This window comes from Achromobacter sp. RW408, from assembly GCF_003184165.1.
Lineage (GTDB): Bacteria > Pseudomonadota > Gammaproteobacteria > Burkholderiales > Burkholderiaceae_B > Achromobacter > Achromobacter xylosoxidans.
In genome coordinates, this window is sequence record NZ_QHHO01000022.1 from 88754 (window position 1) to 110417 (window position 21664).

General features: G+C 67.5%; 20 protein-coding genes. 9 read left to right on the top strand and 11 right to left on the bottom strand.

Annotated features, from left to right (window positions below):
* From DK459_RS02675 to DK459_RS02685, 3 genes are all read right to left on the bottom strand, one after another.
* On the bottom strand, positions 1-207 hold a 207-nt coding region (locus DK459_RS02675; protein ID WP_199234251.1), incomplete at its 3' end, for a biotin transporter BioY.
* A gap of 53 nt (positions 208-260) precedes the next feature.
* Positions 261-857, bottom strand: coding sequence for an energy-coupling factor transporter transmembrane protein EcfT (locus DK459_RS02680; protein WP_054443108.1), 597 nt, complete (start codon positions 855-857; stop codon positions 261-263).
* Positions 854-1531 (bottom strand): energy-coupling factor ABC transporter ATP-binding protein, encoded by a 678-nt coding sequence (locus DK459_RS02685; RefSeq protein WP_024068089.1) that lies wholly within the window; start codon positions 1529-1531, stop codon positions 854-856. The genes DK459_RS02680 and DK459_RS02685 overlap by 4 nt, the downstream gene beginning before the upstream one ends.
* Positions 1532-1583: 52 nt before the next feature.
* On the opposite strand from DK459_RS02685, the gene msrB reads away from it, so the two are divergent.
* From msrB to DK459_RS02705, 4 genes are all read left to right on the top strand, one after another.
* Positions 1584-1982: a peptide-methionine (R)-S-oxide reductase MsrB gene (msrB, locus tag DK459_RS02690; RefSeq protein ID WP_006389242.1), complete on the top strand. Its 399-nt coding sequence runs from the start codon at positions 1584-1586 to the stop codon at positions 1980-1982.
* Positions 1979-2545, top strand: a complete 567-nt coding sequence (locus tag DK459_RS02695; protein ID WP_054496691.1) for a septation protein A — start codon at positions 1979-1981, stop codon at positions 2543-2545. The genes msrB and DK459_RS02695 overlap by 4 nt, the downstream gene beginning before the upstream one ends.
* 76 nt (positions 2546-2621) lie before the next feature.
* Positions 2622-2891 (top strand): BolA family transcriptional regulator, encoded by a 270-nt coding sequence (locus DK459_RS02700; RefSeq protein ID WP_006389240.1) that lies wholly within the window; start codon positions 2622-2624, stop codon positions 2889-2891.
* 17 nt (positions 2892-2908) lie between these two features.
* On the top strand, positions 2909-3685 hold the full coding sequence (locus tag DK459_RS02705; RefSeq protein ID WP_006389239.1) for a peptidylprolyl isomerase: 777 nt from the start codon (positions 2909-2911) through the stop codon (positions 3683-3685).
* 196 nt (positions 3686-3881) lie between these two features.
* On the opposite strand, the gene ligA is transcribed toward DK459_RS02705, so the two are convergent.
* The 3 genes from ligA to smc are packed head-to-tail and all read right to left on the bottom strand — an operon-like array spanning position 3882 to position 10625.
* A complete protein-coding gene (ligA, locus tag DK459_RS02710; RefSeq protein ID WP_006389238.1) occupies positions 3882-5981 on the bottom strand; it encodes an NAD-dependent DNA ligase LigA in 2100 nt (699 codons plus the stop codon).
* Positions 5981-7045 carry a cell division protein ZipA C-terminal FtsZ-binding domain-containing protein gene (locus tag DK459_RS02715; RefSeq protein WP_006389237.1) on the bottom strand — a complete coding sequence of 355 codons (1065 nt, stop codon included), beginning with the start codon at positions 7043-7045 and terminating at the stop codon, positions 5981-5983. The genes ligA and DK459_RS02715 overlap by 1 nt, the downstream gene beginning before the upstream one ends.
* 46 nt (positions 7046-7091) lie before the next feature.
* Positions 7092-10625 (bottom strand): chromosome segregation protein SMC, encoded by a 3534-nt coding sequence (gene smc, locus DK459_RS02720; protein WP_006389236.1) that lies wholly within the window; start codon positions 10623-10625, stop codon positions 7092-7094.
* A gap of 312 nt (positions 10626-10937) precedes the next feature.
* Here smc and lplT point away from each other — a divergent pair, with 312 nt between their 5' ends.
* Positions 10938-12254, top strand: coding sequence for a lysophospholipid transporter LplT (gene lplT, locus DK459_RS02725; RefSeq protein ID WP_006389235.1), 1317 nt, complete (start codon positions 10938-10940; stop codon positions 12252-12254).
* 64 nt (positions 12255-12318) lie between these two features.
* Here the strand turns inward: lplT and DK459_RS02730 are convergent, their stop codons facing one another.
* Together DK459_RS02730 and DK459_RS02735 are read right to left on the bottom strand one after the other, a co-directional pair.
* A complete protein-coding gene (locus DK459_RS02730; protein WP_199234252.1) occupies positions 12319-13248 on the bottom strand; it encodes a uracil-DNA glycosylase in 930 nt (309 codons plus the stop codon).
* Positions 13245-14501 (bottom strand): bifunctional tRNA (adenosine(37)-N6)-threonylcarbamoyltransferase complex dimerization subunit type 1 TsaB/ribosomal protein alanine acetyltransferase RimI, encoded by a 1257-nt coding sequence (locus tag DK459_RS02735; protein ID WP_047992189.1) that lies wholly within the window; start codon positions 14499-14501, stop codon positions 13245-13247. The genes DK459_RS02730 and DK459_RS02735 overlap by 4 nt, the downstream gene beginning before the upstream one ends.
* A 131-nt stretch (positions 14502-14632) precedes the next feature.
* Here DK459_RS02735 and ompR point away from each other — a divergent pair, with 131 nt between their 5' ends.
* From ompR to DK459_RS02755, 4 genes are all read left to right on the top strand, one after another.
* A complete protein-coding gene (ompR, locus tag DK459_RS02740) occupies positions 14633-15367 on the top strand; it encodes a two-component system response regulator OmpR (RefSeq protein WP_003813882.1) in 735 nt (244 codons plus the stop codon).
* Positions 15368-15401: 34 nt separating this feature from the next.
* On the top strand, positions 15402-16796 hold the full coding sequence (locus DK459_RS02745) for an ATP-binding protein (RefSeq protein WP_006389232.1): 1395 nt from the start codon (positions 15402-15404) through the stop codon (positions 16794-16796).
* 59 nt (positions 16797-16855) lie between these two features.
* Entirely contained in the window at positions 16856-17404 is a 549-nt protein-coding gene (locus DK459_RS02750) for a peroxiredoxin (RefSeq protein ID WP_006389231.1), read from the top strand.
* Between the two features lie 73 nt (positions 17405-17477).
* Complete coding sequence (locus DK459_RS02755; protein WP_006389230.1) at positions 17478-17996, top strand: carboxymuconolactone decarboxylase family protein; 519 nt, start codon at positions 17478-17480, stop codon at positions 17994-17996.
* A gap of 116 nt (positions 17997-18112) precedes the next feature.
* Here the strand turns inward: DK459_RS02755 and DK459_RS02760 are convergent, their stop codons facing one another.
* From DK459_RS02760 to ispD, 3 genes are all read right to left on the bottom strand, one after another.
* On the bottom strand, positions 18113-20170 hold the full coding sequence (locus DK459_RS02760; RefSeq protein WP_227740054.1) for a DUF4344 domain-containing metallopeptidase: 2058 nt from the start codon (positions 20168-20170) through the stop codon (positions 18113-18115).
* A gap of 300 nt (positions 20171-20470) precedes the next feature.
* Positions 20471-20956 (bottom strand): 2-C-methyl-D-erythritol 2,4-cyclodiphosphate synthase, encoded by a 486-nt coding sequence (gene ispF / locus DK459_RS02765; RefSeq protein ID WP_006389228.1) that lies wholly within the window; start codon positions 20954-20956, stop codon positions 20471-20473.
* Complete coding sequence (ispD, locus tag DK459_RS02770) at positions 20953-21636, bottom strand: 2-C-methyl-D-erythritol 4-phosphate cytidylyltransferase (RefSeq protein WP_024068081.1); 684 nt, start codon at positions 21634-21636, stop codon at positions 20953-20955. Before ispD ends, ispF begins: the two co-directional genes overlap by 4 nt.
* Positions 21637-21664: the final 28 nt, after the last annotated feature.

A 21664-nucleotide genomic window follows, 5' to 3' on the forward strand; every position in this document is an offset into this window, starting at 1 on the left:
CGGCAGGCCGATGGCCGCCAGCGCCAGGTACAACAGGCAGGCCAGCGCGCCGCGGCCCGGCCCCAGCATGGCGCCGGCCAGCATGGCGCCCAGCGTCTGCAGCGTGATCGGCACCGGTATGCCCGGCAGCGGGATCGGCGGAATCAGGCTCAGCACCACGATCAGCGCGGCGAACAGCGCCACCAGCACAGTGTTGTTGGATTTCATGGCAATGCCCTTTCTATCTAGTGGGACAGGGAATCAGGGATGGAGTTGGAATGTCACAGGCTGCGCGCGTCGATGGCCTCGGCCACTTCCTGCGCCCGCTTCAGCGTGAGCACCACCAGCGGCACGATCAGCGCCACCGGGTTGGCGCCGAGTCCGCGCGCCGCCTGGGCTTCGCGGATCTCGTGGAAATTGCGCCAGATCTCGGGCACGAAGCGCAGGGCCAGCGCCAGCGCCAGCGACACCTTGCCCGCGTCCAGCAGGCCGATGCGCTGCAACGGCATCAACACCCGCTCGCACACGGCGATCAGGTCTGAACCGCGGGTCGACAGCGTCACCGCCAGCGCCAGCCCGACCATCGCGGCGATCCGCAAGAGTACCGCCAACGCCTCGCGCCAGCCCTGGAACCAGGCCGTGAAGACGCCGACGGCCAGCAGCACCCAGACCAGGCCGCGCACCTGGCGCCAGACGCCGGCTGGCGTGGCGCCAGCGCACCACAGCAGCAAGCCGGCGAGCGCGCAGGCTCCCGCAAGGATGGCGGGATCGCGCAGCAGGAACAATCCGGCGCCGGCCGCGGCCAACGCCAGCAGCTTCAGGCCGGCGGGCAGCCGGTGCAGCGGCGAGTCGCCTGGAATATATAGGGGCTCGATCACGCGCAGCGGTCCCGGTACCAGCGCAGCGCGGCGGCCGGCGTGTCGTCGGCGGCGATGACGCCATCCTGGATCACCAGCACCCGCTCGAAATCTTCCAGCAGCGCCAGGTCATGGCTGACCACGATGGCGTCCTGCGGCATGGCGGCGATGGCGTCGCGCACGCGGTTGCGGTTGCGCAGGTCCAGCTGGGTGGTGGGTTCGTCGAACACCACCAGCCCGGGCCGCATCACCAGCACCGCGGCCAGCGCCACCAGCTGGCGTTCGCCACCGGACAGGGTGTGGCTGGTGCGATCCGCCAGATGCGCCACGCCCAGGGCCGCCAGCTCCGCCTCGATGCGGGCCTCGCGTTGCGCCCGGTCGGGTTCCAGTTGTTTGAGGCCGAACGCCAGGTCTTCGCGCACGATCGGGAAGACGATCTGGTTCTCGGGGTTCTGGAACACGAAGCCGACCTGGCGCCGCACCGCCTTCAATTCATGCCGGGTATCCAGGCCGCCGACCCGCACGCTGCCCGAGGATGGCAGCACCAGCCCGTTGACCAGACGCGCCAGGGTGCTCTTGCCGGCGCCGTTCGGGCCGACGATGCCGATCCGGCGCCCGTCCAGCGCCGCGCTCACCCCGCGCAACACTTCCGCCTGGGGCGTCGATACAATCGCCTGGTCAAACTCGATTAACATGGGGCGGGATTATGCCCGAACCATTTCGGGCATCGGGACTCCAAGAGCTGATATGGACAAAGTACGCAAAACCGACGCCGAATGGCGGGCCCAGCTGTCCCCGGAAGAATACGTCGTCACCCGTGAAAAGGGTACCGAACGCGCATTCACCGGGCGTTACTGGAACACCTTCACCCCGGGCATCTACCGCTGCGTGGGCTGTGGCACCGCGCTGTTCGCGTCGGACACCAAGTTCGACGCCGGCTGTGGCTGGCCCAGCTATTTCCAGGCGCTCGACCCGGAACTGGTGCGCGAGGAACGCGACACCTCCCACGGCATGGTGCGCACCGAGGTCCTGTGCAACGTCTGTGACGCGCACCTGGGCCACGTCTTCCCCGACGGCCCCGAGCCCACCGGCCTGCGCTACTGCATCAATTCCCTGTCGATGACGTTCGAACCCATAGAAGAATGAAGAAGTTCCTGTTCGACCTCTTTCCGCTGTTCCTGTTCTTTCTGGCCTACCGGTTCACCGACATCTTCGTGGCGACCGGCGTGGCCATGGCGGCGGCGGTGCTGCAGATCGTCTGGCTCAAGGCCACCGGCCGCGCCACCGAAGCCATGCACTGGATCAACCTGACCGTGATCCTGGTGTTCGGCGGCGCCACCATCTGGCTGCACAGCGACGTCTTCATCAAATGGAAACCGACGGTGCTGTACTGGCTGTTCGGCGGCGCCCTGGTGTTCGCCCGCCTGCTGTTCGGCCGCAACCTGATCCGGCGCCTGATGGAAAAGCAGATCCAGCTGCCGGACGCCGCCTGGGACAAGCTCAACCTGATCTGGGCCGGCTTCTTCCTGATCGCCGGCGCCATCAACCTCTATGTGGCGTTCTCGGGGCATTTCACCGAATCCCAGTGGGTCAGCTTCAAGGCCTTCGGCCTGATGGGCCTGATGATCGTCTTCGTCATCGGCCAGTCCATCTGGCTGGGCAAGCACATCCAGGCCGACGACGGCGCCAACACCCCGCCCAAGGCCTGACGCATCCCGACCGGGCCCGGCGCCCGCTTCCCTCCCAGGGCGCGCCCCGCGCGCCGGAACTTTTACGATCGACGCCATGTCAGAGACCACCGACCGCATCACCCTGATCCGGGAGCGCCTGGCCGTCCTGGAACCGGTTTCCCTGGACATCCAGGACGACTCCCATTTACATGCCGGTCACGAAGGCAGTAAAAACGGCGCCGGCCATTATCGCGTCCACATCGTGGCGTCTTGCTTTGCGGGACTCTCCGCCGTGGCGCGACATAGGCTGGTGTATCATCATCTGCAAGATTTGATCCCCTATCCGATTCATGCGCTTGCGCTCGACGCCCAGGCTCCCAAATAGAAAGTAAAAGGATATTCATGAAACGCATCGTCATGCTGGCCGCCGCCTGCGTCATCGCCGTGCCCGCTTTCGCCCAGAACGTCGCCACCGTGAATGGCAAGGCCATTCCGCAGAAGAGCCTGGATCAATTCGTCAAGCTGCTGGTCAGCCAGGGCGCCACTGATTCGCCCCAGCTGCGCGAACAGGTCAAGCAGGAAATGATCAACCGCCAGGTCTTCGTGCAGGCCGCCGAAGCCGGCGGCATCGCCAAGCAGGCCGACGTCCAGACCGAAATCGAACTGGCCCGCCAAGGCATCCTGGTCCGCGCCCTGATGGCCGACTACCTCGCCAAGCACCCGGTGTCGGACGCCAAGGTCACGGCTGAATACGAGAAGATCAAGAAAGAACAGGCCGGCAAGATGGAATACAAGGTCCGTCACATCCTGGTCGAAGACGAAAAGACCGCCAACGACCTGCTGGCCCAGTTGAAGAGCAACAAGGGCAAGTTCGACGACCTGGCCAAGAAGAACTCGAAGGACCCCGGCAGCGCCGAAAAGGGTGGCGACCTGGGTTGGGCGCCTCCCACCAACTACGTCCAGCCGTTCGCGCAGGCCGTGACCCAGCTCAAGAAGGGCCAACTGGTCGACAAGCCGGTCCAGACCCAGTTCGGCTGGCACATCATCATGGTCGACGACACCCGTCCGGTTGAATTCCCGCCGCTGGACCAGGTCCGCACCCAACTGGAAGAAATGCTGCGCCAGCAAACCCTGGCCGACTACCAGAAGGAACTGCGCGAGAAGGCCAAGATCCAGTAAACCTGGCGTCTTTCCGCAGAAACTGCCCGCCTTGCGCGGGCAGTTTTTTTTGTCCGGCAGAACGTCTCGCGGGGCGGCCGCAAAAGCCCGATGGAACGGCCCCGAGCGCGGTGAAAATGGAAACAGGCCGCGCGCCAAGGGCGGGCGGCCTGTTCGACAGGACCAGGCGCCGGGCCGGCAACGCGGCCCGGATTAATCAAGAGGAACCCAGCAATTCCTTGAGCCCGTCCTCGTCCAGCACCGTGACGCCCAGTTCCTGGGCCTTGGTGAGCTTGCTGCCGGCGTCTTCGCCGGCCACGAGATAGGCGGTCTTCTTGGACACCGAGCCGCTGACCTTGCCGCCCGCGGCCTGGATGCGCATGGAGGCTTCCTCGCGCGTCCAGTTGGGCAGCGTGCCGGTCAGCACGAAGGTCTTGCCCGCCAGCGTGGTGTCCTGCGGCACGGCCTCGGCCACCGCATGCACGCCCTGGGCCTTGAGCTGCCCGATCACGTCGCGATTATGCTGTTCGGCGAAGAAGCGGCGGATCGAACCCGCCACCACCGGCCCTACGTCCGGCACGGAGGACAGCGCGTCCTCGTCTGCGTCCATGATGGCCTCGATGCTGCCAAAGTGCCGGGCCACGTCGCGCGCCGTGGTCTCGCCCACGTGGCGGATGCCCAGCGCGAACAGCAGGCGTCCCAACGCCGGCGCGCGCGCCTTGTCGATGGCCTCGACCAGGTTGTCGGCCGACTTCTGGCCCATGCGGTCCAGCCCGACCAGTTCGAGCGGGCGCAGGCTGAACAGGTCGGCCAGCGATTTGACGCGGCCGCTGTCCACCAATTGCTCCACCAGCTTCTCGCCCAGGCCCTCGATATCGAGCGCCTTGCGGCTGGCCGCGTGCCACAGCGTCTGTTTGCGCTGCGCGGCGCAGAACAGCCCGCCGGTGCAGCGGGCGATGGTTTCGTCTTCCAGGCGCTCGATCGCCGAGCCACAGACCGGGCAGGCCTTGGGCATGACGAACTCGCGCGCGTCGGCGGGACGCTTCTCGAGCACCGCTCCCACCACCTCCGGAATCACGTCGCCGGCGCGACGCACGATGACGGTGTCACCGATGCGCACGTCCTTGCGGCGGATCTCGTCTTCGTTGTGCAGCGTGGCGTTGGTGACGGTCACGCCGCCCACGAACACCGGCTTGAGCCGGGCGACCGGGGTGATGGCGCCGGTACGGCCGACCTGCACTTCGATGTCCAGCAGCGTGGTGGTGGCTTCCTCGGCCGGGAATTTGTGCGCCAGCGCAAAGCGGGGCGCGCGCGCCACGAAGCCCAGCAGTTTCTGCGCCGGCAGCGAATCCACCTTGTAGACCACGCCGTCGATGTCGTAGGGCAGTTCGGGCCGCAGGGCGCCGACCTTGGCGTAGAACGCCATCAGGCCCTCGGCGCCGGTGGCGCGGTGGTTGTGCTTCACATTGACCGGCAGGCCCAGCGACGCCAGCCAGTCGAGCATGGCGCCATGCGATTTCTCGGGCAGGGTCGAGGCATCCGCCGCGCCGGCCGACGCTTCGTCGAACAGGCCGCTCTGCGTGCCCGGCAGGCCCCGCACCTCGCCCCAGCCGTAGGCGAAAAAGCGCAGCGGCCGCTTGGCGGTGATGCGCGGGTCGAGCTGGCGCAGGCTGCCGGCGGCGGCGTTGCGCGGGTTGACGAAGACCTTCTCGTCGCGCTTGGCCTGGGCCGCGTTGAGTTTCTCGAAATCGGCGCGGTTCATCAGCACTTCGCCGCGCACCTCCAGCACCTTGGGCGCCGGGCCGCTCAGCTGCAGCGGGATCGCCTTGATCGTGCGGATATTGGAGGTGACGTCCTCGCCCGTCTGGCCGTCGCCACGGGTGGCGGCCTGCACCAGCCGGCCGTCCTCGTAGCGCAGGCTGATCGCCAGGCCATCGAGCTTGAGTTCACAGAAGTATTCGGCCTGCTGCGCCGGGCCCAGCAGGCCGGCGCCGCGCAGCGTATCGGTGACGCGGCGGTCGAACGCCACGACGTCTTCTTCGTCGAAGGCGTTGCCCAGCGACAGCATCGGCACCGCGTGGCGCACGCTGCCGAAGGCCGAGACCGGCGCCGCGCCGACCCGCTGCGTGGGCGATTCGGGCGTGACCAGTTCGGGATGCGCGGCTTCCAGGTCCTGCAGCTCGCGCATCAAGCGGTCGTATTCGGCATCCGAGATCGACGGGTCGTCGTAGACGTAATAGCGGACGTTGTGCTGCTCGATTTCCGCGCGCAGGCGTGCCGCGGTTTCCGCCGCGGGGGTCCCTCCGGCCTTGCTCATTATGCAAACACCCGCTGGGCGCGCTCGCTGCCGGCGGGCAGGCCGGCCTGCTCGAGCTGGCCGAACAGCACTTGCAGGCGTTCGTCGATGACGCTTTCCGAACCGTCGGCCAGCGGCTTGCCCTGGTCATCGACCAGGTCGGCGCGCAGGCGGGCGGCCAGTTCACGGCCCACGTCCACCATGCGGCCGAAGGCGCGGCTGTCGGCCGGGCTGCAGGGCACGTCCAGCAGCAGGTACAGGCGTTCGATGCCCCCCATGCCGGCGTCGAAGGCGGCGCCATCGGCGCGCGCCAGCGTGAAACGGGCCACGCCGTTCTCGGCAGGCCAGGCCAGGCGGTTGCCATCGGCGACGAAGCCGGCGTCGCGGGCCACGTTGAGCACCTCGGCGGCCGGCTGGGCGGTGCCCAGCAACAGGGTCAGGCCGACCTGGGTATCCAGCGCGGCGCAAGTGTCGTCCAGGCGCGCGGCCTGCTCCAGCACGGCCTGCTGGTCGGGGCCCTCGATGGTGGCATCGAAGCGTTCGGCCATGTCCTGGGCGCGGGCCCAGGCCTGCGACCATTCGATGGCGGTCAGCGGGCCGCTGCGATTGGCCAGCAGCACCGCCAGTTGCATCGAGGCATACGACTCGCCGGCATGGACACGGGCGCGATGGCGGCGCTGGTCGGTTTCGGCGAACACGCGCATGGGCTTGCGACCCACCTGGCGCAGGCTCTGCATGTAAGGCAGCAGGTCGGCGCCGCGCACCGGCTCGGCGAAGTTGATCTCGATGACCACTTCGCAGGCGGGATCGGGTTCCTCGGCATCATCGGCATCGCTGCCCGGATCGACCGGCTTGGGCTGTTCCGGGTGCGCCTTGGGCGCGTCGCCCATGCCGGGCTCGCGACGCACGGCCGCGGCGCCCGCGGCGGCGTTGGCGCCCGCCCCCAGCAGCGGATCCTGCTCGGAGGTGGGGAAATGGCTTTGCATCTTGCGGCGGACGCGACGGTCCTGCCACCAGTTGAAGCCCAGCACCAGCAGTATCAGCAAGACGCCCAGGGCAATCAGCCCGATCTGCAAATCACTCATGTGTAAATCCCGCGCCAGGAAGCCGGCGCCATTCTGAATATTGGGTTTATGCCGCTTCGGAGGCCATCATCTGGACGGCCGAATCTATGTCTACCGCAACGATACGCGAAACCCCCTGCTCTTGCATGGTGACGCCGATCAGCTGCTTGGCCATCTGCATCGCGATCTTGTTGTGCGAGATGAACAGGAACTGGGTCTGCTCGCTCATGTTGGCGACCAGGTTGGCGTAGCGCTCGGTATTGGCGTCGTCCAGCGGCGCGTCCACCTCGTCCAGCAGGCAGAACGGCGCGGGGTTCAGCTTGAACAGCGCGAACACCAACGCGGTGGCGGTCAGCGCCTTTTCGCCCCCCGACAGCAGGTGGATGGTGCTGTTGCGCTTGCCGGGCGGCTGCGCCATGACCTGCACGCCGGCATCGAGGATTTCCTCGCCGGTCATGGTCAGCTTGGCCTCGCCGCCGCCGAACAGCTTGGGGAACAGCTCGCCGAAGTGGCCGTTGACGACGTTGAAGGTCTCTTGCAGCAACTCGCGGGTTTCGCGGTCGATCTTGCGGATCGCGTCTTCCAGGGTCTCGATGGCGGTCATCAGGTCCTGGTGCTGGTCGTCCAGGAAGCCCTTGCGCTCGCGCGACGTGTTCAGCTCGTCCAGCGCGGCCAGGTTGACCGAGCCAAGCGACTCGATCTGGCGCGAAATGCGGGTGACTTCCGATTGCAGCCAGCTGGCGCGGCGCCATTCGTCCGGCTGGTTGGCCAGGTCCTGGGCCAGGGCCTCGCGGTCGACCTCGCGGGCGTTGAGCTGCTCGGTGAATTGTTCCTCGGCCAGGCGCGCGGCCTGTTCCTGCAGCTGCAATTCGGTGATGCGGGCGCGGCGCGGCTCGAGCGTGCGTTCCTGTTGCAGCCGGTCTTCGTCGGCGCCACGCAGCAGCGCCGCCAGGTTTTCCATTTCCTGGCGGGCGCGCGACAGCGCCTCTTCGCGCTCGGCGCGCACTTCCAGGGCGTCCTGCAGGCCGGCCTGGGAGGCCGAGGCGTCCAGGTCGACCAGGTCAGCCAGCAATTGTTCGAGTTCGACGCTGCCGCGCTGGCTCTGGTCGGCCGCCAGCTGCTGGTTGCGTTGCAGGTCGGTGATGCGGACCTGGATGCCGCGCTCGGCGAACTCGGCTTCCTGGGCGGCGCGCTCGAGTTCGCGCAGGCGGGCGCGGGCGGCCTCGGCCTGGGCGGCCAGGGTTTCGCCATCCATTTCGGCGTCGGCGAAACGGGACTGGTGTTCGGCCAGCTCCTCGTCGAGCGCCTCGAAGCGGGCCTCGGCCTCTTCGCGGGTGGCGCGCAGGTCTTCTTCGTGGGCCGCGATCTCTTCGAGATCCTGGCGCAAGCGCGCGGCGTGCTGGCCGGACTGCTCGGCCTGCTGCTGCAGGCGCGAGTGTTCCAGCTGGATGTCGTGCACCCGGCGGGTCACTTCGGCGACCCGCTGGCGCGCCGGCGCGATCGCCTGGCTCACCTGTTGCCAGGCCACTTCGGCGCGGGCGACAGCGGCGCGGGCCTGGTCGGCGATCAGTTGCTGCGCCTTGATCTCGCGTTGCAGGTTTTCGATCTCCTGCTGGCGCGCCAACAGGCCAGCCTGTTCGGAATCCGGGGCGTAGAAGCGCACGCTGTGCGCATCCACCAGGTGGCCGGCCTTGACCACGCAGGCGGCGCCGGCCGGCAGCGTGGCGCGGGTGGCCAGGGCCTGGGCCAGGTCGGTGGCGGTATAGATGCCGGCCAGCCAGTCGTTGAGCAGCGTGCGCAGGTCGGGGTCGGTGATGCGCAGCAGGCTGGCCAGCGGCGTCAGGCCCGCGGGCACCGCCGGGGCGGGCGCCGCGGGGGGCAATTGGTAGAAGGCCAGGCGGGCGGGCGGCGCGTCGTCGGAAAAGGCGCGAGCCCAGTCCAGGCTGCGCACTTCAAGGGACGCCATGCGTTCGCGCAGGGCGGCTTCCAGGGCGGTTTCCCAGCCCGGTTCGATGTGCAGCTTCTGCCACAGGCGCGACAGACCGGCCAGCTCGTGCTTTGCCAGCCAGGGTTCCAGGGCGCCCTGCTTCTGCACGTCTTCCTGCAGCTTCACCAGGGCCGACAGGCGGGCTTCCAGGCGGGCCAGGTTCTGCGCATCGGTCTGGGCGGCGGCCTGGGCGCGGCTGCGCTCGGCGTCGGCGTCCGGCACCTTGCCTTCCAGGGTGGCCAGTTCCGCCTGGGCCTCCTCGAGCTGTTCCTCGCCGGCGACGCGATCGCCGGCCAGTTGCTCCAGGCGCACCGGGTCGGGGCTGTGCAATTCGCGCAGTTCCTGCTGCAGGCGCTCGCGGCGCTGCTCCAGGGCCTGCATCTGGCGGTCGGCATCGCGCTGGGTTTGCGCCACCAAGGCCAGGTTCTGTTCCACGCGGGCCAGGGCGGCGCGCATCTCGTCGCGGCCGGAGGCGGCTTCGCGCACGCGCTGCTCGACCGACGGCAGCGCGGCCTGGGCGTCCTCGGCGGCGGCGCGCGCCTCTTCGGTGCGGGCGGCGCCGGCGGCCAGGTCTTCTTCGGCCTGGGCGATCTGCTCGGCGCAGTGCTCGCGCTGGCTGTTCCATTCGGCGATCTGCTGCTGCAGCTGGTCGCGCCGCGCCTGCAGGCGGTTGCGGGAATCCACCACGTGGCGGATCTCGGCCTCGAGGCGGCTGACCTGGGCGTTGGCCTCGTACAGCGCGCCCTGGGCGGTGTGGACCGCGTCGCTGGCGGCGTAATGGGCCTGGCGCCGGGATTCGAGCGCGGCCTCGCCGGCGCGCAGGCCGGCGATGGCGGCTTCCAGCTCGTTCTGGGCCTGGGCCATTTCCTGGGCCTTCTTGGCGCGCTCTTCGCGCGCGCCGGTTTCCTTCAGGAACCACAGCGCATGCTGTTTCTTTTCGCCGTCTGCCTGCAGTTCGCGGTAGCGGGTGGCGACCTCGGCCTGGGCTTCCAGCTTTTCCAGCTGGCTGTTCAGTTCGCGCAGGATGTCTTCGACGCGGGTCAGGTTCTCGCGCGTGTCGGACAGGCGGTTTTCGGTCTCGCGGCGGCGCTCCTTGTAGCGCGACACGCCGGCGGCTTCTTCCAGGAACACCCGCAGTTCCTCGGGGCGCGCCTCGATCAGGCGGTTGATCATGCCCTGGCCGATGATGGCGTAGCCGCGCGCGCCCAGGCCGGTGCCCAGGAAGATGTCGTGGATGTCGCGGCGGCGGACCTGCTGGTTGTTGACGAAGTAGCTGCTGGTGCCGTCGCGCGTCAGCACGCGGCGCACGGCGATTTCGGCGTAGGTGCTCCATTGCCCGGCGGCGCGGCCTTCGCTGTTGTCGAACACCATTTCGACCGAGGCCCGGGCCGCCGGCTTGCGGTTGCCCGAGCCGTTGAAGATGACGTCCTGCATGGACTCGCCGCGCAGTTCCGAGGCCTTGGCCTCGCCCAGCACCCAGCGCACCGCATCGATGATGTTCGATTTGCCGCAGCCATTGGGGCCCACCACGCCCACCAGCTGGCTGGGCACGGGAATCACGGTGGGATCGACGAAGGACTTGAAGCCGGCGAGTTTGAGCTGAGTAAGACGCACAGTACGATGACGACGGGGTGGGTTGAACGAAAGGCGTTAACGGACCTGCCGCACACATTGCAAACCGGCCCCTGGAGGGCCGGCTCGCGGATGGGTCGTATGATACCGCAGGCAGTCTGTCCCCAAACGTGAACAACGGTCAAGCCGGGGACTGCCCTCCCCCTTGCCGCGCGCCGCCTGACCTGCCGCAACCCGCGGGCAAACGCTGAATAGCCCTACCTGCGCCACGGGCTATACTCGCTGACACTTTTTCGCAAGACGCATAATTTTCACGCAGACCGACCGGGCTCAGGTCAAAGTACGGGGACATTCTTGAAACGAGGTTTCTATCTGGTCATGGCCGCGCAGGCCTTCTCGTCATTGGCGGACAATGCGCTATTCATCGCCGCGATCGCCCTGATACAGGAACTGCACGGCCCGGACTGGCTGGCCCCGATCATGAAATGGTCCTTCGCGCTGGCCTACGTGGTGCTGGCGGCCTTCGTCGGCGCCATCGCCGACTCCTACCCCAAGGGCCGCGTGATGTTCTCCACCAACGCCCTGAAGGTGGCCGGCTGCCTGCTCATGTTCTCGTACGCCAGCATCGGCGTCGCCCCTGAATACCAGACCTACCTGGTCTGCGCCGCCTACGGCGTGGTGGGCATCGGCGCGGCGGCCTACTCCCCCGCCAAGTACGGCATCGTCACCGAAATGCTGCCCCCCACCATGCTGGTCAAGGGCAACAGCTGGATCGAAGGCCTTACCGTCTTCTCCATCATCCTGGGCACGGTGCTGGGCGGCCTGCTGATCTCGACCACGGTATCGACCGCGCTGCTGCAACATTCCTTCATCGGCAAGCTGGTCCACACGCCGGCCGAGGCGGCCATCCTGGTCATCGCCTTCGTCTACCTGCTGGCGGCGCTGTGCAATTTGCTGATTCCGCCGACCCACGTGCGCTATCCGCCGCAGCAGAAGAACCCAGTCAAGCTGATGCGCACCTTCTGGGGCTACGTCCGCGTGCTCTGGAAGGACAAGCTGGGGCAGATTTCCCTGGCCGTCACCACCCTGTTCTGGGGCGCCGGCGCGACGCTGCAACTGATCGTCATCGAATGGGGCCGCAGCCACCTGGGCTACCAGCTGGACAAGGCCTCGATGCTGATGGGCGTGGCCGCCCTGGGCACGGTGGTGGGTTCGATCCTGGCCGGCCGCATTCCGCTGCGGCGCGCCCTGGCGGTGCTGCCGGTGGGCGCGGCCATGGGGCTGGTGGTGCTGCTGATGCCGCTGGTCTATTCGCCCTGGAGCGTCTACCTGCTGCTGCTGATCACCGGCGGGCTGGCGGGCTTTTTCGTGGTGCCCATGAACGCCCTGCTGCAACACCGCGGCCACGTGCTGCTGTCGGCCGGCCATTCGATCGCGGTGCAGAACTTCAACGAGCAGCTCAACATCCTGCTGATGGTGGCCATGTACACCCTGCTGCTGTGGCTGCAACTGCCGATCAACATCATCATCGTGATCTTCGGCACCGTGGTGGCCGTGCTGATGGTGGTGTTCATGCGCTGGAGCCGGCGCAACCTGGCGGCCAACCCCGAGCTGCATGACCAGATCGGCCAGGAAGGCCACGGCCACGCGCTCGACCCGCACACGCGCTGATCATCATCGCGGCGGGCCGCCCTTGCGGCCCCGCCCATTGGCGGCCTTGCCGGCCGGGCCCGGCCTAGAGCTGCCGGGCCGCCAGTTTCAGGTCTTGCCAGGCGCGCGCCTTCTCGGCCGGACTGCGCAGCAGATAGGCCGGGTGATAGCTCACGATCACCGGGATCTCGCGCCCCTCTTCCGTCTTCATCTGGTGCACGCGGCCGCGCAGGCTGCCGATGGTCGCGTCCGTGCCCAGCAGCGTCTGGGCCGCGAACCGGCCCAGCACCAGGATGCGCTCGGGCTTGAGCAGCGCGATCTGGCGCATCAGGTAAGGACTGCAAGCCGCGATTTCCTCGGGCTTGGGATTGCGGTTGCCCGGGGGCCGGCACTTGATCACGTTGGCGATGAATACATCGCGCTCGCGGCTCATGCCCACCGCCGACAACATCGAGTCCAGCAATTGCCCGGAACGGCCGACGAAAGGCTGGCCTTGGCGGTCTTCCTGTTCGCCGGGCGCCTCGCCCACCACCAGCCAGCGCGTGGGCTGGCCGCCGTGGCCGAACACCGCATGGCGCCGCCCGCTGCAAAGGCCGCAGGCAGTGCAGGCCACCACCTGTTCGCGCAATTCGTCCAGGTTGGCGTTCTTGACCGCTTCGGCCACCGGAATCGGCGCCGGGGCGGCGTCGGCCGCGACCTCGGGCTTGGGCGCCGGCTTGGGCGGCGGGCCATTGCGCAGGCCCGGACCGGGCCCGGCGGAACGCGCGGCGACGGGCGATGCCACGGCCGCCGGCGCTGGCGCGGCATCGCGGACCGGCGTCGGCGGCATGCCATCCGGCGCCGCCGTTGCCGGCGAATCCTGTTTGGAAACAACGGTCTGGGGCTCGGACGCGACCGCGGGCCGGGGCGCCGGGCGCAGCCACAGACGCTCCATGCCCAGCTCGCGCAGCCACAGGCGCTGCAGCGGATTGATGCGGGGCGCGGCCGCCGACTGCGTGGGGTTCGGGGCCGTCACGCCGTCGCTCCCTTGGGCCTGTCCAGGCGCTTCTGCATCACCAGGGCATCCTCGCGTCCGCCCTTTTCGGCCGGATAGTAGCCACGCCGCAGGCCGATCTGCAGGTAGCCGCGGGCCTTGTAGAACTCGACCGCCGCGGTATTGGATGGGCGCACTTCGAGCAGCACGCCGTCCAGGCTGCGCTCGCGCGCCTGCTGTTCGCACCAGTCGAGCAGGACGCTGCCCAGCCCCTGGCGGTGCAGGCTGCGCGCCACCGCGATCACCAGCAGATGGGCCACGTCGGGCGCAAACATCAGGATACAGAAACCGGCCACGCGGCCATCACGGCGCAATGTCCAGGCGCCATAGCCGGCCGCCAGCGCGTCGGCGAAATTGCCGCGGGTCCAGGGAAACGACTGGACATTGGCCTCCAGGGCCACCACCTCGTCCAGGTCGGCGTCGGTCAGCGGCTGGGGATATGCCGGCGCCAGCGTGGATTGCGCCTTGGGGTTGCCGCCCTCGCCCCGCAGGCGTTCCGCGGTGGTGAAAGCCACTTTGTCTCGGACGTAGAGCGGCGCGGCCTGCTCCGGCGCGACGGCCTCGCCCCGCGACCAGGCCTGGCGCGCCAGGCGGGCGACGCTGGCGGCCTCGGGCCGCTGCGCCTCGTCGGCGCGCCGCCATCCGGCCGGTATCGACATGTCCGCGGCGTAGGCATCCCAGGCATCGCCCGCCAGCAGGGGCTGCAGCGCCCGGCCAGCGGCGCGGGACCACGCGGGCAGGTGGTGCGCCGTCCAGGGCACGACCTCGGCCGCCGCGATCAGCAAGGGGGCCTGCAGGGTTTCCCAGACGGACTCTCCATCGGCGCCGGCAACCGGGCGATAGACCGCCAGGTAGACTTCATTCATGCGGGCGTCCAGCGCCACCACGATGGCGTCGTCCGGCACGCCGCCCGCCTGGGCGGCCACGGCCTGGTGCGACACCACCGGCAATACCGGGATCCCCAGCCCCATGGCCATGCCCTGGGCCACGCCGCAGGCCACGCGCAGCCCCGTGAAGCCGCCCGGCCCCTGGCCGAACGCCACCGCCTGCAGGGCGTCGGGCGCCAGGCCGGCCTCGGCCAGCAGTTCGTTGGCCATGGGCAAAAGGCGTTCCGCGTGCTCCTGGGAGCCCTCGTGTTCGCGGACGGCGACCTCCAGCCGCCCGTCGAAGGCGCGCAAAAGGGCCACGCCGCAGCGCGACGAAGAGGTTTCCAGAGCCAGCAGGTTTAGTTCCATAGATGCAGATTGTACGAAATACCGGGGGCTTGCCCCCGTATGTAAGGGGGATTTCAACCATGGTTCGCAATGTGTAATATCTTGTGAACGCCCACTAGCCGCTGGTTCTTGTCACTGTTACATTTCCGGCCATGAATACGCAAAACACCACCCCCACCCGAAAAATCCTCGTCGTCGACGATGATCCGCGCTTGCGCGATCTGCTGCGCCGGTATCTGTCCGAGCAGGGATTCAACGTTTTCGTTGCCGAAGACGCCAAAGAGATGGGCAAACTCTGGCAACGCGAGCACTTCGACCTGCTCGTGCTGGATCTGATGCTGCCCGGCGAGGATGGCCTGTCCATCTGTCGCCGGCTGCGCGGTGGCCACGACAACACCCCCATCATCATGCTGACGGCCAAGGCGGAAGAAATCGACCGCATCGTCGGCCTGGAGATGGGCGCGGACGACTACCTGTCCAAGCCCTTCAACCCTCGCGAACTGCTGGCCCGGATCAACGCGATCCTGCGCCGCCGCGGCACCGAGGAACATCCCGGCGCTCCCAGCCAGGAAAACGAATCCATCGCCTTCGGCCCCTACGTGCTGAACCTGTCGACCCGCACGCTCACGCGCAACGGCGAACAGGTGCCCATCACGACCGGCGAATTCTCGGTGCTCAAGGTGTTTGCGCGCCACCCGAAGATTCCGCTGTCGCGCGACAAGCTCATGGAACTGGCCCGCGGCCGCGAATACGAAGCCTTCGACCGCAGCCTCGACGTGCAGATCTCGCGCCTGCGCAAGCTGATCGAGCCGAACCCGTCCAAGCCCGTATTCATCCAGACCGTCTGGGGTCTCGGATACGTGTTTGTGCCGGACGGTGGCAGTTGATCGACACGCCCGCCCCGGGCAGGAGCGCAGCCTCGTGCCCCGCTTGCGCAAAACCTTCAGGAACCTGACTTCACGTCTGCGGCTCGGCTTGTTCGGCCGCACGTTCCTGTTGCTGGCCGCGCTCATGCTGGTCAGCCTGGGGGCGTGGCTACAAGTCTTCTTCAGCATGGAGCTGGGACCGCGCGCCAATCAAATGGCGCAGCGGGTGATCACGGCCGTCAATATCACGCGCACCGCGCTGATCTATTCGCACAACGGCGAACGCAGCAAGCTCCTGCTCGACCTGGCCACCAATGAAGGCATCCAGGTCTATCCGCGCGAGGTCACCGACTTCGCCGAAGCCCTTCCCGACGACGATTACTGGCAGCGCGTGGCGCAGCACATCCGCACGCGCTTCGGCCCCGAGACCCAGATCGCCTGGGGCGTGAACCAGGTGCCGGGCTTCTGGGTCAGTTTCCAGATCGAGAAAGACCTATATTGGCTGGTGTTCGAACGCGAGCAAATCGGACTGACGGGCGGCATCGAATGGCTGGGATGGGGCGCCACGGCGCTGTTGCTGTCCCTGGTGGGCGCGGCGGTCAGCGTCGGCTTCGTCAACCGGCCACTGTCGCGGCTGGCGCGCGCGGCGCAGGTGCTGTCGCGTGGCGAGACCCCGGCGCCCCTGCCCGAGCAGGGGCCGCTGGAAATCCGCGACCTGAACGCCTCGTTCAACCGCATGGCCAAGGACCTGCGGCAGGCCGAGGCCGACCGCGAGCTGATGCTGGCCGGCATTTCCCACGACCTGCGCACGCCGCTGGCGCGCATGCGCCTGGAAATCGAACTGAGCGGCGTGTCGGAAGACGCGCGCCAGGCCATCGACGAGGACCTGGGCCAGATCGACCACAGTATCGGCCAACTGATGGAATACGCCCGTCCCGCCGGCACCCTGCCGCAACTGGCCACCGATATCTCCGCCGTGCTGGCCGAGCTGTACGAGCGTGAACGCAGCCACACGTCCTCGCTGGGCGGAGAACTGGACGCCACCCTCGAACCGGGCCTGCGCGCGCGCATCACCGCGCTGGACCTGAAACGCATCGTCAGCAACCTGATCGAGAACGCGCGCCGCTATGGCCGTTCGACCGACGGCATGGCCCATCTGGTCATGACACTGCAAGCTGAGGGCGGCATGATCGTCATCGAGGTGTCCGACCGCGGCCCCGGCATCGCCCCCGAAGACGTCGACCGCCTGCTGCGGCCATTCTCGCGCGGCGAGGCCGCCCGCACCGGCGTCAGCGGCGCCGGCCTGGGCCTGGCCATCGTCGAACGCCTGCTCAAGCACGTGGGCGGCGCCCTGCGCATGCTGCCGCGCGAGGGCGGCGGCCTGACCGCCCGCATAGAGCTGCCCAAAGCGAAGTTTAGGAATTATCAATTAGACAACGATAATCCATAGCGTAGAATTTATGGTTTGAGGCACCGCCTTAATTCCACCAACAACTACTGGGAGTAAACATGAAAACTGTTGGCGACAAACTCGAGCCCTTCAAGGTTACCGGCGTCAAGCCCGGCTTCAACCAGCACGAAGAAAACGGCGTCTCGGCTTTCGAAGACATCACCGAAAGCTCGTTCCCCGGCAAGTGGAAGGTGATCTACTTCTACCCGAAGGACTTCACGTTCGTGTGCCCGACCGAAATCGTCGGCTTCAACAAGCTGGCCAAGGATTTCGAAGACCGCGACGCCGTCCTGCTGGGTGGCTCGAGCGACAACGAATTCGTCAAGCTGGCCTGGCGCCGTGAGCACCCGGACCTGAACAAGCTGGGTCACTACCAGTTCGGCGACACCACCGGCGCCCTGATCGACCAGCTGGGCGTGCGTGAAAAGGGTGCTGGCGTTGCCCTGCGCGCCACCTTCATCGTCGACCCGGACAACACGATCCAGCACGTTTCGGTGAACAACCTGAACGTCGGCCGTAACCCGGAAGAAGTGCTGCGTCTGCTCGACGGCCTGCAAACCGACGAGCTGTGCCCGTGCAACCGTACGGTTGGCGGCGCCACGCTGTAATTTCCAGCCCGGCCGGGACCTGCTCGCGGGTCCCTCGCCGGGCTTTAACTGCGCTAGATTATAGGTAAAAACTATGGAATTTCTGACGACCATTAAGGAACAGCTGCCGGATTGGGCCAAGGACATCCGCCTGAATCTGGACGCCGTGATCGCCCGCTCGACCCTGGCCCCGGAAGACGCCGTCGGCGCCGCCCTGTCGGCCGCCTACGCCGCGCGCAGCCCGGTGCTGATCGAAGCCTTCAAGAGCGGCCTGTCCGAAACCGACGCCAATGCCGCGCTGACCGCCTCGGCGCTCATGGGCATGAACAACACCTGGTACCCCTACGTCGAGATGAGCGGCGACGCCCAGCTCAAGAGCCTGCCGGCCCAGCTGCGCATGAATGCCTACGCCACCCATGGCGGCGTGGAAAAGAAGCGCTTCGAGCTGTTCGCGCTGGTGGCCTCCATCATCGGCAAGTGCCATTTCTGCGTCGGTTCGCACTACGAGAACCTGAAGCAGGACGGCCTGTCGACCGAGCAGCTGCGCGACGCCGGCCGCATCGCCGCGGTGGTCAACGCCGCCGCCCTGGCGCTGGCCGCGCAGGGCAAGTAAGCCCGCCTCCGCCACGCAGGCCCGCCCCGCCGCGCGCGGGCAATGAAAAAGCCCGCCTGTTCGCACAGGCGGGCTTTCTTTATTTGCCGGAAGGCGCTTGCGCCGCCCCGCTGCCGCTATTGTCCCTGGGACTTGACGGGAGCCGTCGGCAGGCCGTTGGCGAGCCAGGCCTCCATGCCGCCGCGATACCAGTAGACCGGCCAACCCATCATGCCGGCGCGCAGCGCGGCGTTATAGGAGGAGCGGTCGTTCATGCCGGCGCCCACGATGATCAGCGGCACGTTGTGTTCTTTCTCGGTGCCCGTCTTCTTGTGCAGCCAGCCGTCAAAGGCTTCCTGCATCTGGTCCGTCACACTGCCGTCCGAACCCGCATCGCTCAGCGGGAAGGCGCCGGGAATGGTGTCGCGCAGGCCGCTGGTGTCGATCACCAGGAAGTTCTTGTTCTTTTCATCGGTCAACAGGGCCACCACGTCCTTGGTGGTGATCACCTTGGCGCGGGGATGGGAGTTCGGCGTCGGGCCCTTGTAGGGCGCCGAGAACAGCAGGGTCGTCGGCGGCACGCCGCTATCCTGCAACTCGTCGAAACCGCCGTTGCCGGGCGCGCGCTGCGGCTGGCCGGCGGGCGGTTGCTGGCGCGGCTGCTGTTGCGGGGCCTGTTGCGGGGCTTGCTGCGGCGCCGCCCCGCCCTGCTTGGGCTCGCCACCGACCGTGCCCATCTCGATATCCGAGATCATCACCGCGATGTTCTCGATCAGCTCGTAGCACATGGTGATGGAGCCTTCGCGCGGGCTGTACCAGGCGTTGAGCTTGCCGCAATCCTTGAAGACCACGTTCACCGGCCGCGGCAGCACGTAGGTCTGGCCCAGCAGCTTGATGTTGTTGGTGATGGCTTCGGACAGGTTGTTGGCGAACAGGTTGCCGATGCGGCGCGACGACGGTTCGAAGGTCACGTTCACCGGCGCGCCGGGGGCATTCGCCGGCTGCTGGCCATCGGGCGACCACGTGCCGACGCGGGTATGCGGCGCCAGGATCCGGCGCCAGGCGCGGTTCTGCTTGGTGAATTCATCCGCGCAGCGCGCCTTGGTGCGGTCTTCGAAGCCGACCTGGTCGACCAGCGACGCGAACACGCCGGGGTTGCCGCCATACATGATGCACAGCATGTTGCGAAAGCGCTTGAGGTCGCCCGTGTGCTCGTCCTGCCAGGGCGAGTTGCCGGCGCCCTTGGCCTCGGCCAGCTTGCCGCTGTAGTACCACTGCAGGGCCGCGTACTTGGCCGCGCCCTGGGCCATGGCGTTGGTGTCCTTGTCGCTGGACGGGTACATGGTCGGCTCGACGATCTGCAGCGCCGAATAGATATCGACCGCGTCTTCCTCGGCGCCGGTCGAGGGCAGCTCCAGTTCGCCGATCAGCGCGTGGCCGAACTCATGCATGAAAATGCTGCGCATGATGCCGATGTACACCGCCACGATGCGCAGCGAGTCGCCGCCAAAGCGCGGATATGGGCCGGAACCCGGCAAGCCGCTGCTGGCGCCGGAATCCGGCGAGGCCTGCGGCGCGCGCGTCGGCTGCTGTTGCGGTTGCCCGCCGCCGCCCTGGCCGGTGTTGGCATTGACGTTCGTGTTGATGGCGAAGTCCGCGATCCCGAAGGTGCCGACCTCGTAAGCCATGATGCCGAGCTCGGAACCCAGCGCGGGTTCGTTCTCGATATCGCCGATCTTCTGGCCGTTGACGATGAAGCGCGCCGCGCCCGGCACCTCGACCACCTTGATGCGGTCGGAACCGTCCAGCTTCGCCACATTCGGCACGTTGGCGATATCGCGGCGCTTGTCGCCGTCCAGACAGAACAGCAAGGTCTGCTTGGCGGCCGTGAGTTCGAGCAGGCACAGCCCCTTGCGCGAACGGTTGGTCAGCGCCAGGCCGATGGAAGCCTTGGGATTCTTCGAATTCAGGACCACGTTCACGTCGGTGATGCGGCCGCCTTCGGGCGGTTGTCCAACGTTCAGGTAGAGCGTTTGTTCGCTGCCGGCCGTGGCCTTGTTGCGCAGCGTGAACCAGCCATCCTCGACCCCTGCGGTCCAGCCCTGCAGCAGCTGCGTGCGGACAGCGCCCGCGAGCGGGCCGAGCTGTTGCTCGAATTCTGCATGTGCAGGCGAACCAAAGGCGACGAGAGCCACGAATAAGGCAGCGCCACGTACATGCATCCTAGTGTCCCTATTATCCAGACGTTAAGTAGCGGCAGAATATTCCAGTTCAAATGCCCCGGCAAGACGAAAACACGGGGCGTTTTCGGCCTGTGCGCCCCAAACGACGCGGGATGCGCGCCAAACCGCAGCAGCCACGCGGCCCGCGCCCTTTTTTGCGGTTTGTTAATTTGTTGTGGACATGTATCCGTGCGAATAAAACAACGCCCGCGCACCGAAAAAATGGCGCGGTAAACACCGCGCCATCGATGCAAGCGGGGTATGGGACGACGCTCAGGTCCGCGCCAGCAGCGCCACCACCGTGGCCGAGATGCCTTCCTTGCGCCCCAGGTATCCCAGGCCTTCGTTGGTCTTGGCCTTGATGTTGACCTCGGTTTCGGCCAGGCCGGTATCGGCGGCGATGTTGCCGACCATGGCGGGCGCATGCGGGCCGATCTTGGGCGCCTGGGCATGCACGGTGGCGTCGATGTTCACGGGGGTCCAGCCGGCCTGGCGCACGCGCGCCACGGCTTCGCGCAGCAACACGCGGCTGTCCGCGCCCTTGAAGGCCGGATCGGTATCGGGGAAGTGGCGGCCGATGTCGCCCAGCCCGGCGGCGCCGAGCAGCGCGTCGGTGATGGCGTGCAGCAGCACGTCGGCATCGGAATGGCCCAGCAGGCCGTGGCTGTGCGGAATGGTCACGCCGCCGATGATCAGCGGGCGGCCTTCCACCAGCGCATGCACGTCAAACCCCTGGCCGACGCGGAAGGGAATACTCATAGCCATTTTTCCATCAGTTCGAAATCGTCCGGCCAGGTCACCTTGAAATTGCGCATGGCGCCGGGCACCAGCAGGGGCGCATAGCCCGCGGCCTCGATCGCCGAGGCCTCGTCGGTGACGGCAACGCCGTTCACCGCGGCCGCCGTCAGCGCATCGCGCAGCACGCCGGCGCGGAACATCTGCGGCGTCTGCGCCAGCCACAGGCCGTTGCGGTCCAGCGTGCGCTCGACCCGGTCGTGGCCGGCCTTGACGGTATCGGCCACGGGCAGCGCCAGCAGCCCGCCCACCGCATCCGCGAGGCAGGCGTCGATCAGGCGCGCCAGGGCCGGCGCCGGCAGGCCGGGGCGGGCCGCGTCATGCACCAGCACCCACGTGTCATCGGCCACGCCGCTCTCGGCCAGGGCGCCGGCCACCGTATCGGCGCGCGTCGCGCCGCCGCAGGCGCGCCAGACGGTGCGCGGCAGGCCGGCCAGGGCGTGGTCGACCCAGCCATCGCCGGGCGTCACCGCCACGCGCACCTGCGACACGCGCTCGTCGGCCAGCAGCGCCGCAACGGCATGGCGCAGCATGGGCTGTCCGGCCAACGGACGGTATTGCTTGGGCACGCTCTCGACGCCGGGGTGGCTGGCGCGGGCGCCGACGCCGGCGGCGGGAACGATTGCGATGATTGAGTCAGACATGGTGCGGTGATTTTATAATCTTCCGCTT

Coding starts and splice junctions, on each gene's coding strand:
- DK459_RS02685 (WP_024068089.1), bottom strand. CDS start 1,531: ATGTTAATCGAGTTTGACCAGGCGATTGTATCGACGCCCCAGGCGGAA.
- msrB (WP_006389242.1), top strand. CDS start 1,584: ATGGACAAAGTACGCAAAACCGACGCCGAATGGCGGGCCCAGCTGTCC.
- DK459_RS02695 (WP_054496691.1), top strand. CDS start 1,979: ATGAAGAAGTTCCTGTTCGACCTCTTTCCGCTGTTCCTGTTCTTTCTG.
- DK459_RS02700 (WP_006389240.1), top strand. CDS start 2,622: ATGTCAGAGACCACCGACCGCATCACCCTGATCCGGGAGCGCCTGGCC.
- DK459_RS02705 (WP_006389239.1), top strand. CDS start 2,909: ATGAAACGCATCGTCATGCTGGCCGCCGCCTGCGTCATCGCCGTGCCC.
- ligA (WP_006389238.1), bottom strand. CDS start 5,981: ATGAGCAAGGCCGGAGGGACCCCCGCGGCGGAAACCGCGGCACGCCTG.
- DK459_RS02715 (WP_006389237.1), bottom strand. CDS start 7,045: ATGAGTGATTTGCAGATCGGGCTGATTGCCCTGGGCGTCTTGCTGATA.
- DK459_RS02735 (WP_047992189.1), bottom strand. CDS start 14,501: ATGGAACTAAACCTGCTGGCTCTGGAAACCTCTTCGTCGCGCTGCGGC.
- ompR (WP_003813882.1), top strand. CDS start 14,633: ATGAATACGCAAAACACCACCCCCACCCGAAAAATCCTCGTCGTCGAC.
- DK459_RS02750 (WP_006389231.1), top strand. CDS start 16,856: ATGAAAACTGTTGGCGACAAACTCGAGCCCTTCAAGGTTACCGGCGTC.
- DK459_RS02755 (WP_006389230.1), top strand. CDS start 17,478: ATGGAATTTCTGACGACCATTAAGGAACAGCTGCCGGATTGGGCCAAG.
- ispF (WP_006389228.1), bottom strand. CDS start 20,956: ATGAGTATTCCCTTCCGCGTCGGCCAGGGGTTTGACGTGCATGCGCTG.
- ispD (WP_024068081.1), bottom strand. CDS start 21,636: ATGTCTGACTCAATCATCGCAATCGTTCCCGCCGCCGGCGTCGGCGCC.